The organism is Paenibacillus plantarum (genome assembly GCF_013141695.1).
GTDB lineage: Bacteria > Bacillota > Bacilli > Paenibacillales > NBRC-103111 > Paenibacillus_E > Paenibacillus_E plantarum.
The window spans coordinates 60,274-73,577 of record NZ_WHNY01000091.1 but is presented as its reverse complement, the minus strand read 5'-3'; the positions used below and the strand labels follow the sequence as shown (position 1 = coordinate 73,577).

General features: G+C 46.0%; 7 protein-coding genes. 5 read left to right on the top strand and 2 right to left on the bottom strand.

Annotated features, from left to right (window positions below):
* Window positions 1-77: 77 nt before the first annotated feature.
* Window positions 78-1,178: a M14 family metallopeptidase gene (locus GC096_RS36090; protein ID WP_171637732.1), complete on the top strand. Its 1,101-nt coding sequence runs from the start codon at window positions 78-80 to the stop codon at window positions 1,176-1,178.
* A gap of 37 nt (window positions 1,179-1,215) precedes the next feature.
* On the opposite strand, the gene GC096_RS36085 is transcribed toward GC096_RS36090, so the two are convergent.
* The gene (locus GC096_RS36085) at window positions 1,216-2,850 is read right to left on the bottom strand and encodes a response regulator transcription factor (protein WP_171637730.1); all 1,635 of its coding nucleotides are present in this window, start codon (window positions 2,848-2,850) and stop codon (window positions 1,216-1,218) included.
* Complete coding sequence (locus GC096_RS36080) at window positions 2,835-4,586, bottom strand: cache domain-containing sensor histidine kinase (protein WP_171637728.1); 1,752 nt, start codon at window positions 4,584-4,586, stop codon at window positions 2,835-2,837. The genes GC096_RS36085 and GC096_RS36080 overlap by 16 nt, the downstream gene beginning before the upstream one ends.
* A gap of 268 nt (window positions 4,587-4,854) precedes the next feature.
* Between GC096_RS36080 and GC096_RS36075 the strand changes: the two genes are divergently transcribed.
* The 4 genes from GC096_RS36075 (at window position 4,855) to GC096_RS36060 (ending at window position 13,285) form a co-directional block, all read left to right on the top strand.
* Window positions 4,855-5,817 carry an ABC transporter permease gene (locus tag GC096_RS36075; RefSeq protein WP_312886418.1) on the top strand — a complete coding sequence of 321 codons (963 nt, stop codon included), beginning with the start codon at window positions 4,855-4,857 and terminating at the stop codon, window positions 5,815-5,817.
* Window positions 5,818-5,839: 22 nt separating this feature from the next.
* The gene (locus GC096_RS36070; protein WP_171637726.1) at window positions 5,840-6,730 is read left to right on the top strand and encodes a carbohydrate ABC transporter permease; all 891 of its coding nucleotides are present in this window, start codon (window positions 5,840-5,842) and stop codon (window positions 6,728-6,730) included.
* Between the two features lie 82 nt (window positions 6,731-6,812).
* Window positions 6,813-8,456 carry a type 2 periplasmic-binding domain-containing protein gene (locus tag GC096_RS36065; RefSeq protein WP_171637724.1) on the top strand — a complete coding sequence of 548 codons (1,644 nt, stop codon included), beginning with the start codon at window positions 6,813-6,815 and terminating at the stop codon, window positions 8,454-8,456.
* 215 nt (window positions 8,457-8,671) lie between these two features.
* Window positions 8,672-13,285 (top strand): 3-keto-alpha-glucoside-1,2-lyase-like domain-containing protein, encoded by a 4,614-nt coding sequence (locus GC096_RS36060; protein WP_171637722.1) that lies wholly within the window; start codon window positions 8,672-8,674, stop codon window positions 13,283-13,285.
* The last annotated feature ends 19 nt before the right edge of the window (window positions 13,286-13,304 follow it).

Below are 13,304 nucleotides of genomic sequence, written 5' to 3'. Positions count from 1 at the left end.
ATAAGGGAGTTGGAGAGTATTACTATAGGATGGATAGGGCAAATACCGGATACAAACGGTATACAGGAGGACTTCACATGATCCACATTCGTTCGAACTATGCAGGTGGCAATATCAAGGTTGTCTCGCTAGATGAAGTTGTGAGGCTGGAGCAGGACATCCGTGATTCCTATTGGTGGTTTTATTGGAATTTCTGCATTCGCTGTGAAGAGGAGAATGAAATTATCTTCGAATTTATGCATGGCGAAGTGGTTGGACCATGGGGACCGGCGTATAGCATAGATGGTAGGAACTGGACATGGTTGGGAGAACAAAGTGTCATTAACTCCAAATCATTTGTTTACCGATTCGATTCGAATAACCCTGAAGTTTATTTTGCATTTTCGCTGCCGTATCAATTGCAGCATTTTGAAACATTTTATGATAAATACAAGGATTACGCCGTCGTGCGTCGTGATACGCTATGCCTATCTGAGCAAAAGAGAGAAGTGCCGCTTTTACTTATCGGCAACAAGGATGCACCGCAACATCTCTTCTTCTCCAGTCGCCACCATGCCTGTGAGTCGACGGTAAACTACGTGTTGGAGGGTTTGTTGGAGCTATACCTGGAGGAACATGCAGGATCCGGGTTTCTCGATCAATTCTGCATTCATTTCGTCCCTTTTGTTGATATCGATGGGGTCGAGAATGGCGATCAAGGTAAAGGAAGGATGCCGCACGACCACAACCGTGATTACATCGATCATCCCATGTATGCAGCTACTTCAGCGATTATGCGATACGTGAGTGCTCTGCAGCCCGTAGTCGGCATAGACTTTCATTGCCCGCACAAATGGGGAGAACGCAATGATCATGTCTTTTTCGTGAAGACAGGTACCGAAGCAGACCGCCGGATCGAGCGACTCGGCAAATTGCTGCATGATCTGACACACGGAATAGCCAGCAATCGAGAGATTCCGTACGATCCGGCCAATGATATTGAGATGGGTGAAGAGTGGAACGAGCCGTTTCCCAATTGCTCATCGTTTATGATTCAGCATAGTGTTCCTCTGGCTGTTTCTATGGAGATCCCCTATTTCGGTCTCGTCCCTATGCAGTACACAGCGGATTCACTTCGGCGATTGGGCAGGTGTCTGGGTCAGGCGTTGCAGATCTATTTGCGTGAATCCTATAAGTAAAGCAAGCCCCGGTCGATGTTGAGACCGGGGCTTGTTTTCATTGCATGGTATTGCGAAACTCCTTGGGAGAAATACCGCAATGATTTTTAAAAGCTCGCGAGAAATGATAGGGGTTGCTGTAACCGACTTTCTCTGAAATTTCATGGATGCGTAGTGCGGGGTCTTTCAGGAGTCTTTGTGCTTCCTCCATGCGGATCTTGATCAGATAAGCGGTAAATGTTAACCCAATCCGTTCTTTAAACAGCGTACTGAAATAAGAGTAGTTCATGGATACGCGATTCGCCACTTCTGCGAGTTGAATTTCGCGATTAAAATGCTGCCGAACGTATGACATCGCATCGCTAATGACAGCTCCTTCCAAGCTTGTGCTTTCGGATACAAGTTGCTTGGCCGTAAGGACATACCCTTTTAAATACTGGCGAAGGTCATGAAGGGTATGAAAGCTGGTGAATGCCTGAGCCAGTTCGTTCTCTTCAAACATGAAACGTCCGTTGAAATGCCTATGAATTTCCGTAATGATGAGATCGAAGACGGCTTCCAGTTGTTCCAGAGATATTCGCATAACCAGACTGTCAGGTAACCAACGGTCGATCCATAGATGGATGCGCGCCAGATGAAGCGTTTCCACAGCTTGACGGAGCTCATCGATATCTCTACGGGCAGGCATCCACTCCTCCAACGGTTTTGGAAGCTCATGCAGACACAACACAGGATCAGGCTCGAGCAAAATACGGTAAGACATGGCCAGTTGTGCTTGCTTGTACAGCTGAGGTAAATCCCTTAAGTGGCCAGCTTTACTGATGGAAACGACGGACGCATTCAAAAGATCCACATTAAGTTGTGCAACAGTCTCACGAAGTAGGGCAGTAATTGTGTTCAATGTGAGAGGGTCAGTATAGTTGAAAATCGTATAAACTTTACCTTGCGTATCATGAAAAGCGAGAATTTGAAGCTGAGCAGTGTATCCAGCTAGTTGAATCTGCTCATTCAAGCATGCATCGGTGCGTGTCAGATCCTTTGTGCTAAACACACTCTCACCGATGTAGAACAAACCAATAGCAAATATAGGGTGAGGAAAATAGGATTGAAGTGTTTGCCAAGATTGCAGCATTTCAGGAAGGTCATGCGTGTTCGTCGCATTAGAAGGGGGCTGAATGAGGTGCTCATCTTTCTCTGCACCGGTATGCATTTCCATCCGACCTGAGTCAACATTCAATAGGAAATTAAGTCTTGCGGCGAGTAAAGTTTGCTCATCTAGTTGGCTGCGTTCCATAACTTGGGCTTTACGGCTGTCCTCTTCAATTGCGGCGATGGCTGCCAGAATGAGTTTCGCAAGCTCTGCGGAGCCTGCCGGTTTCAGCAGATAGTCAAGCACGCCGTATTTGAATGCTTCTCGGACATAGCCATAATCGCCATGACCGCTCAGCATAATGAATTTCGTCCGTGGCAGCTTAGGGGAAAGCTGGCGAATGAGCTGTATGCCGTCAATGTCAGGCATACGCATGTCGGTGATAATGATATGTGGCTGTACCTCTTGGGCAGCTTGAAGCCCCTGCAAGCCACCATATGCCACATGAATGTGTCCAACGGCTGGTAAGCCTGCACGTTCCAACTTAGCTTTGACCCCATCGCATATTAATTCCTCGTCGTCAATCACTAACACATTATACATGGTTGATCTTCCTCTCTATCATCATAGGGTATAGTGAGAATCGTTTCGGCGTAATGGCTTTCATCACTTTCCAGTCGAATCGCATATTCTTCTCCGTAGTACAGCTTCAATCTTTCGTTAATATTGCCAAGTCCGATGCTTTCCCTTCGCAGGCTGCTACTTGGGGTATACGTAGATGTGCGGAACCGCTCATTTAATTGGTCCAGACGTTCCTTCGAAATGCCAAGACCGTTATCACGGATAGACAATCGTAGGGTTCTGTCGGGTTGCACAGCAATATCGAGCAGAATACGAAGGGGTCCTTGCTGCGACAAACCGTGCTTAATACTATTCTCAACAATGGGCTGCAAAATAAAGCGAATGACATGGGAAGACAGCAATAGATCGGGCACTCGAATACGTAATTCGATGTTGTCACCATATTTAATCTTTTGGAGATTCATATATTGTTCCAAGTAGCGAATCTCAGCTTCAAGGGTTGTAAACCGGAATTGACCGTCCATGTTGTAACGCATCATTTTGCCAAAATCAGCCATCGCATCGGAGACGTCAAATTGACCGGCAAGCTCCATCTTGGCACTAAACATGTCGAGCGTATTATAGATGAAATGTGGATTGATCTGCGACTGAAGTGCGATAAGTTGGGCATCCTTATGAATCGTTTCTTGGCGAATCATATCCTTCATCAGCAGGTTAATTTTATTTAACAGCAGATTGAATTTCTCAGTAATAACTCCGAATTCATCCTGGCGATCATTTGGAATGGGCACGAAACCGGATTCAATCGCGTGGGCCATCTGCCCAATGCTCGTTTTCATCTTTCTTAAAGCTATCTTCAGTACGGAGTAAAAGGCAAACAATAGTAAAACCATCGCCGTGAGGAAAGCGAGATTCGTAACCACCTGAAGAGAGCCGAATGATCTAGGCAGTGTTATCGTCATCAGCATGGATAAGCCGAGTCCCTTTAGCGGCTCTGAGATGAATAACTGGTTATCTTGAATGACGTAGCTTCCAGATGGAGGAGGCTTGAGCGATGGAGCGCGATCAGCTGCGCTTGATCCTTCAGGAAATAGAATGCGATTGTGGTCGTCCATGAGGACAATATGCTGGTTGCTTTCTGATATTCGTGAGATAGGATCAAGCAGATCGCTTGGCCGCACATCGACAAGGGTGAAACCAAGATCATGGTTTTCCAGGGAGATCATTTTCTGAATATACCCGAACGTTTCTCCAAGATCCTGGCTTTTACGAATCACCCAAAGGGATTTTTTTTCAGTATGTTTGAAGGTATCGTACCAAGACTCCTGTGTTGCTTTCGTTTCATGGTAAAAGGCCCCGAATCCTTCCGGTATCGTTTCGTTGCTCATATACACCGATATTTTCTCTGTATTTATTTTTTGGAACAGCATGGCGTAATTAATGAGCGGTACGGCATAGCTGAAATAGTCATCTAAGGAATTATTGGCTTGCGAGTAGGGGGCAGCCAAAAATTGCTGCAGACGGTAATTGTACGTGATGCTGTTACTAACGCTTTCAATGAGATCAAGTTTGTTCTCAATTGTAGATTTGACTTGCTTCAAGGTCATTTGCGAATTCGCAATCAACTGATCTCTCATGTAGCGTTGCGTTTGGTCGTAGGTATACAGGCCCAGAACAATGAAAGGCAGCAGAATCAACAGCACGAATGCGAGTGTCACTTTACTTTTGAGGCTCATGGTGTTCAGATATCGACGCAATGGCGGACCTTCTTTCTTGAGAGGAGTTGTTTTTAACCCTATTCGACAACCTGTGCAAGAAACCTCCCTCGCAGCTTGCCTATCCAAAATGAAGGTATTAAAACAAGAATGAAGATATTTTTAAGAGCGCTTACAAAACGTATAGTAGATTTATACTTCCGAAGTCGTTTAAAAGAGGCAAACCTCAGTAAAACGAATACGGATAAAATAATGTGAACGTTATTCATGCGGGTGGGCATTCAATGAGTAACGAGATAGGGGGCAAGAAGTGGAAAGAGCCGTAACGACAGATCGTCCTTTTCGTACAGCAGGTAAAGCGGCCACTGGCAGACATACAAGATGGAAAAGCCAGTTCGCCCTGCAAAGCATGGTATGGCCAGGGGTGCTGTTCCTGCTGATATTTTCCTACATTCCCATGTATGGAATTCTGATTGCGTTCAAGGATTATGATCTATTCTTAGGTGTGTCGGGATCGCCTTGGGTTGGTTTGGAACATTTTAAGGAATTCTTTATTGATGCTAATTTTATGAACGTGCTGCGCAATACGCTGGCGATGAATATCCTCGTTCTCATTTTTGGATTCCCGGCGCCGATCGTATTCGCCCTGTTTCTGAACGAGCTGACGACAGCAAGGTTCAAACGCTTTGTGCAAACGATTTCTTATTTGCCGCACTTTGTCTCTTGGGTCATCTTTGGCGGTTTAATTATGACCGTACTCTCGCCTTCGAACGGGATCCTCAACCTGCTGCTGCAGAAGCTGCATATCATTAATGAACCGCTCAATTTCATGGGCAAGCCGGAGCTGTTCTGGTTCATTATGGTTGGGGCGGAGATGCTGAAGGGAATCGGCTGGGGAGCTATCATCTACATTGCGGCTATTGCCGGGGTCGATCAGGAGCTGTACGAAGCGGCCAAAATCGACGGAGCCGGCAGGTTTCAGCGCATGTGGTACATTACGGTGCCCAGCATCATGGGAACGATCGTCATTATGCTTATTTTCGCGGTCAGCTCGATTCTAAATACCGGTATTGAACAGATGCTGGTCATGCAGAATCCGCTGAACCTGGATGTCAGTGAAACAATCGACACTTACGTCTACAAGGTGGGGCTGCAGCAAATGCGATATTCCTACTCGACAGCCGTGGGGCTTGCCAAATCACTGGTCGCGTTGATTCTACTGATCGGCGCCAATCAAGTCACCCGTAAAATATCCGGCAACAGTCTGTTCTAACTTTATTCAGGAGGATCCACTAATGAAAATCCGTTCAAGAGGAGATCAATGGTTTGATGCTTTCAACGTCTTTCTCATGCTGGCCATTGTCGTCCTGACGCTTGCCCCCTTCTGGTTCGCGCTGGTTGGTTCATTGAATCAGGGCGTCGATTATATGAGAGGAGGCGTCTACTTATGGCCACGCGAATTTACACTCGCCAATTATATGTCGATCTTCTCTGATAACACGATTTACCATGCTTATTTCATTACGGTATCTCGCTCGCTGATCGGCACGATTCTTCACGTGGCGTTTACTGCGCTCGTTGCTTATGGCATGTCTCGCAAATCGTTGGCGGGGCGTAATGTGTATCTGATTATCATGCTGTTTACGATGTTTTTCTACGGCGGTTTGATCCCCACCTATTTGCTTTACAAGCAGCTCGGCTTGTTGAACAATTTCCTTGTTTACATTGTACCGACGATGTTCAGCGTGTGGGATATGATTATTATTATGTCATTTTTCCGGACGATCCCGGAGTCGATTGTTGAATCTGCGAAGATGGATGGCGCTGGCGAATACCGCATTTTCCTGCAGCTCGTTCTTCCACTGACCAAGCCGGTTTTGGCTGCAATTGCGCTGTTCAACTGCGTGTATCACTGGAATGCCTATACGGATGCTCTGTTCTTTACAACCAAGGACTATCTTGAGCCTGTGCAGCTGTTTTTAAAACGCATTGTGACAGATGCATCGGTCGCGCAGAAGTTTGGGGAGCAAGTAGCGGGGAATATGCCGGAGGAAGCGAAGCAGATCAGCTCCGAAACCCTGAAGCTTGCCATGATGATGGCAACGACGGCTCCGATCTTAGTTGTGTATCCGTTTCTCCAAAGGTTTTTCGTAAAAGGTGTGTTAATTGGTTCTGTGAAAGGTTAATCTGCACAGCAAAAGCATGCAAGCGGAATGCTTTTGCTGTACATTAACAATATATAGGCCTACACGAAGGGGAGGAAAACAAGTGCTTAAAAGAAAACGTTTTCACAAATCGGGGATTGTCTTAATGATGATTGGTTCGTTATTAGCAGGATGCTCTGTTACAGGCGACAACCAAAATAAGCCGTCGTCAGCTCCAACATCCTCGGAAACAGCATCTGCTACACAGAAAGCAGCAACAGAGGACAAGTCGCCAATCAAGATCACCTGGTTCGTTGATCAGGATTACTACAAGAAGAATTGGGATGCGGTCAACAATTTGCTGGATAAAATGATTACAGACGCGACCGGCGTTTCGATCGATTTCACCTCAGGAAGTTCAGATAAGCTGAGTGCGATCATCGCAGCGGGGGACATTCCGGATGTGATCACTGTCGATAAAGGATCCCCGCAGCGCGGAGTACTCGAGAAGTCCGGCTTGGTTGCACCGATGGATACCCTGATCGCGAAGTACGATCCTTCCTTCAAAGTAGCGAAAACCATGCAGGATTGGTTCCGCAACTCGGACGGACACTTCTACGGGTACGCCAGCTACTTCTGGGCTAAGGAAACGTTCCAGCCCGGCGACTATATCGCCAGCAACCAAGGATTATATGCGCGTCAAGATATTATGGACCAACTCGGCATCAAAGCCGACGATTTTAAAACGAAAGATGGCTTGGTCGCAGCTCTTCGCAAGGTGAAGGATTCGAGCGTTAAATATAACGGTTTTGCTCTGACGCCTGCTTATTTTGACAGCTGGATTATTTCCAACTTCTTCGGGGCGCCTCGTGAGGATGCGCAAGGTAATCTGATTGACCGTGAGCGTACGGTGGAATCCCTGGAAGCGTACAAGTTCCTTAATCAGTTGTATCGTGAGGGCTTGATGCCGGAGGACAGCCAGACACTGAACAAGAATCAGATTCAGGAAAAGGTTGCAAATGGTGCGGTATTCTCTTACACGAACAAGAATATTGACTGGAGTGCATTGTATCAGAAGGATCCGAAAGCGACCTATGTGCATGTCGGGCCTGTAGTTGGCAGCAAGGGGAATAAGCCATACGTTGACCCTGTCAATGTTACAGGCTGGACGCTGTCCATGGTTAGCTCCAAATCCAAATATCAGGATCGGATTATTAAACTATTCCATTTTTTATCCACGGACGAGATGAGTCTGAATGTGAACTACGGTCCGAAAGGCGCAGCCTGGGATTTCGATGAGAATGGCAAAGTGAAGCTGACGGACGAGTACAATAAGCTGAATGCCGAAGATGCGAACAAAGCCAAGCTGAAATACGGCAATGGCACACTGAATTGGCTGATCAACTGGGTACCCATCGCGCGGACTTCACCAACAACGAAGACGTTGGATAACACCTTGAAGAAACAAGCGACGGACTATTTTGCTCAATATACGTACGATATGCTGCCCTTCGAATCGACGACTCCGTTAGGCGGGACGAAAGAAGCGGGAATTAATGCAAAAATTGAAGAAAGCCGTGTGAAGGCAAGAGCCAAAATGTTCCTAGCCAAGTCGGAAGCCGATGTGGAGAAGTTCTATAACGAAGAGATCGAGCTGGAAAAAAATCTCGGTTATCAGGAACTGTATGCTTACCAGAACAATCAGTTTTTGCAAGCCAAAAAAGCGCTTGGCATTCAGTTTGCTTGGCCAACAAATCAGAAGAAATAAGAGTTAGCTAGCCAATAGGGTTAAACAATGGCATATGCAATGTTCGTGAGTGGATAGCTTTCTTCACACGCTTGCATATGCCTTTTTGTGGACTTTAATGGGAGGGGGGGATAAGGGAAACAACTCAAATATAATGCACAGACGCCCTAAGTCTAGTACTGTGCCATTGGATACATGGAGGGATCGACTGTAATCTCTATTAAAGGAGCTAAATAATGACGTACAAATCGATCCGTAGACGAATAACCGTTTTGCTTATTTTTACCATGGTACTCTCTGTTATTGGCAGTGGCGGTATCTTAGGTCATTCACTGACAGCTCAGGCAGCTGATGTATGGAAGCCTATGGATACAGAGCCGATGACGGTTCCTGGCAGCGCCGTGGATTTATCTGGATTGAATGATGCGCCAGCAGGTAAATATGGTTTCATCCAACAAGGCATTGACGGCGACTATACGTTTGAGCAAGCACCGCAAAAAAAGGTGAAGTTATACGGAGCCAATATAACATGGAATATGTTCTACGGCTCGAATGATGATGCGGATCAAACTGCGAATCGCCTGGCACGTTTAGGCTATAACGTGGTTAGAATACATGCACAGGATGCAATGGCCGATTGGGCACAAGGCATTTTCATCCAAAATGGATCAACAACGCCACAACTAAATGCAGATCGATTGGATCGATTAGAGTACTTTATTGCAAAGTTGAAGTCTAAGGGGATTTACGTAACAATTGACATTTTTCACCTGTATGATTTCAAAAATATACCGGGGCTTGGCGAATACGCAGATGGGACGAAATCACCTTATTTGCTTCCCCTCCTCCCCCAAGCGCTCGACATGTGGAAAGCGATTGCAGACAAATGGCTGTCCCATGTTAACCCCTATACGGGTCTCCCTTTGAAACATGATCCCGTTCTAATCGGTGTTAGCCCGTGGAATGAATCCTTGCTTCTGAATATGAATCTTAGCGGCATGAAGGTGCCTTTGCGCGACTATATGCTGCAGGATTTCAACCAGTATCTGGAATCGATCGGTAAGCCAGACATCTTAAGTTTCCCAGGCAATTACTGGGATGCAGCAGGGGACATGAAGGATCAGCTTAGTGCGTATTATTCCAATAAAACCATTCATGTCTCAAATGCGATGAGGACTTATTTGAAAGAGGATCTTGGCGTTAAAGCGCCTATTGGCGGATTAAATTACATTTATAGCCCGAATGTGAACTATTGGCGCGATCAAGCGTCGGATGTGTATGAAACACATGCCTATTACCAATTTTCAAACAATAGATTTACGGACAGTAATGGGAGTGGATATCAGTACAATCCGCTCAAGGAGCCTCGTCTAAGTATGGCGTTCAATAGCACTACAATTGCCAATTATCCGAAGGATTGGCCGACGGATACGAATTTTGGATCTTACTATCCAGCCCTATCATTAAGGCAGCCATATGCCAAACCATTTGTGCTTACGGAGTTTCAGGATACACAACCCGTCAAAGGGCGTGAAGATATCGGTATCTTCAATGGCGCAGTCGGGGCTTACCAAGGCTGGGACATGATGAACCGATACTCCTTCGGCGTCAATATAGGGGATGCTTATAAAAATATGAAGTTAGGTGCTCCTGAAGAGTTCTCTATCGTAGGCGATCCGCTTGCTATTATGTCGGAGGCTGAAGCGGTACTCTTATTCCGAAATGGGGCCATTCAAACTGCAAGTCCGAAATTCGTGTTCGTATGGGATCGCACATGGTCGCGCGATAAGGCGGCAGCCTCAGAAGGCGATGCTTATCTGACGAATATGATGTACATTCCGCATTTGTTCAAGACCGTTTCTGTGTATGCAGATAAACCCAATGTTCCGTTTTCTGTGTACAAAATTACTTCAGACCTAACACCAGATCAGATTGCTAGCGGCAATCTGCCAGAAGCCAACAGGCTGCCTATTTCATCTTCTATGACGAACAGACAGATGGCCGAATTGTTCATTAACTCCTTGGACGATACGAATAAGAAGACCGAAATGTTAGTTGCCTTGAATCAGAATAAGCTGCTGTCAGACACCGGGGAGCTTACGTTTGATCTCAATCTCGACACCTACTTCGTGAACACACCGAAAGTCATTGCGGCAGCAGGAACGATGAATAATCATACGTTCGCACTAGGGCAAGCGACAGTGACAGGCGATGTCGACAAAGGGACCTTTTTTGCATCATCGTTAGATGGGAATTCTCTCCAAAACAGCGACAGTATGCTGCTTGTCTATACAACGGATGTAGCAGCTACAGGGGAACAATATGTTTTGCTGCCTTCTGGCGACATAAAATACTACAAAGGTACACTGCCTACACTGGTGAAGCAGCAACGGGCTAAGTTCACGTTAACAACGAATAAACCTGCTGGTGGATTTAAAGCGTATAAACTTGCTCTGAACGGTGCGCGTCTTCAGGAAATACCTGTGACCGTGAACGGTCAAGTGCTATCTGTATCGCTGAATACGGATAAAGGATTAGCCTTTGAGCTCGTATATGATCCACTTTATTCTACGGATTTTGAGTCAGGTGCAGCGGAATGGACAGCGGTCAAAGGGAATTTCGGAATTCACACAGAGAGCAATGGCAATCATGTGTATCGGACGACCAAACAATCGACTTCTGTTGTTGAACAAACCTATGGATCGGACTATTTCGTTGAATCTGATGTTCGCCTGACAAGTTTTAAGGACACGGTAGGACTCCTTGCGAGATACGTGAATCCAGGCAAGTATTATAGCTTCACTTACGATGCGCTTCTTGGCAAGGCATCCATCGAGAGACAGAACAATGATCAAACGATCGTTCTCCAATCAACCGCTGGATTGACAATGCCGCTAGATGTCATGAACAACCTAAGGTTTGAAGTTGCGGGGAATAATTTGAATGGCTATATCAATGGCCAATTAGTCGTTACAGCAACAGATAGTACGATTGCAAATGGTTCCGCAGGTATACTAACCAAAGATCTCGTGCTGCCCGCAGGATTCCCTCTTGGTACGGCTAGTCAACAATGGATAGCAGCGCTAGGGAGCGGGATTAAGGGAGCTATTAATGAAGGGATCTCAAGTTCAAACGGCACTTTTATAACAAAATTACTAGAAGTCTTAAAGCGGGTTATGGGGCCGGTGTCTTATGATAATTTCCTCGTTGCGTACAGGGATGTAACAGCACCATCTGTACCTTCCAATGTGATGGCGACCCCACTCTCTTCATATGAAGTATCACTATCTTGGACCCCGTCTACAGATAATGATCGTGTGGCCGGTTACATCATTTATCGGGATGGGCAAGAAATTGCGTCCGTCAATGGGATGAGCACGAGTTATGTGGATACGGGGTTAAGTCTTGGTACTACCTACGCGTACACAATGAAAGCATTTGACCCAGCGAATAATCATTCTAATGTAAGTAGTAATGCCATAGCGACGACAAAAAGCTCGCTGCTGGAAGATAATTTTGAGTCTGGAAGCGCGAATGGGTGGTCTGTCGTATCTTCCTGGGGAACGTTCGCTGTGGTAACGGATGGCAGTACCAAAGCCTATCTGTCCGACAATACGGACAAAGGGGCTACGAAGTCTGTTGCAGGGCAATCATCGTGGACCGACTATCGTATAGAAGCCAAGGCTAAAATGGATCAGACAAAAGGCAGAATTGGACTTGTAGCTAGATTCGTTGACTATAACAACTATTATAGTATGACTTATGAAAGCTATACCCAGAAAGTTTACATTAGTAAGGTGCAAAACGGTAATATTACGGACTTAGCCGTTTCAGCTGCGATCACACCGCTTGCCGCTGGCACTTACCATACGTTGGGATTCACCGTGATAGGGAACACATTGCAGGCTTATGTGAATGGGCAACTGCTTGCCATGGCCACGGATAGTGCTTTTGCAGCTGGGAAGATCGGGGTATATACGCATCTGTCGAAAGGTTATTTTGACGACATCGCTGTGAATCTCTTTCCGAATCCTGACGTGACGCCACCTACCTCACCATCTGGATTGACGGCTGCTGCGTTATCATCATCGGAAGTTGCGTTGTCATGGGCCCAATCATCCGATGATACAGGGGTAACTAGCTATGCTATTTATCGTGACCAGCAATTAATAGGTACCGTCAATGGTGTGGTGAGTACGTACAAAGATACGGGATTGAACCTGGCTACGACGTATCATTATACGGTTAGAGCGTTGGATGCGGCGAACAATCAGTCGGAAGCAAGCAGTGAAGCCATCGTCACAACGAATAACACGCTGCTGACCAATAATTTCGAGTCCGGTAACGCGAGTGGTTGGTCGGTCGTATCTTCTTGGGGGAATTTCTCCGTGGTGTCAGACGTGTATGGCTCGAAAGCTTACTTATCTGATAATGCGGATAAAGGAGGAACGAAGTCAGTTGCAGGCACATCAACATGGACTAACTATAGCGTAGAAGCGAAGGGGAAAATGGAGACAGCGAGCGGCAGAATGGGGTTAGTAGCAAGATTCATCGACTATAACAACTATTACACGATGACGTATGATAACTTTACGAAGAAAGTTTATCTTAGTAAGTTGCAAAACGGTAGTATTACCGACTTAGCCATTTCAGCTGCAATCACACCGCTTGCCGCAGGTACCTACCATACGCTTCGATTCACAGTAGTAGGGAACACGTTGCAGGCTTATGTGAATGGGAACCCAATTCTTTCTGCTACAGACAGCACATTCTCAGCAGGGAAGATCGGTGTGTACACGCATATGCTCAAAGCTTATTTTGATGATGTTGTGGTGAGTATAGCTCCATGATTAGTTAAAAATAAAACGG

Excerpts from the sequence above, each read along its gene's own strand:
- GC096_RS36090 (WP_171637732.1), top strand. The coding sequence starts at position 78 with ATGATCCACATTCGTTCGAACTATGCAGGTGGCAATATCAAGGTTGTC.
- GC096_RS36085 (WP_171637730.1), bottom strand. The coding sequence starts at position 2,850 with ATGTATAATGTGTTAGTGATTGACGACGAGGAATTAATATGCGATGGG.
- GC096_RS36070 (WP_171637726.1), top strand. The coding sequence starts at position 5,840 with ATGAAAATCCGTTCAAGAGGAGATCAATGGTTTGATGCTTTCAACGTC.
- GC096_RS36060 (WP_171637722.1), top strand. The coding sequence starts at position 8,672 with ATGACGTACAAATCGATCCGTAGACGAATAACCGTTTTGCTTATTTTT.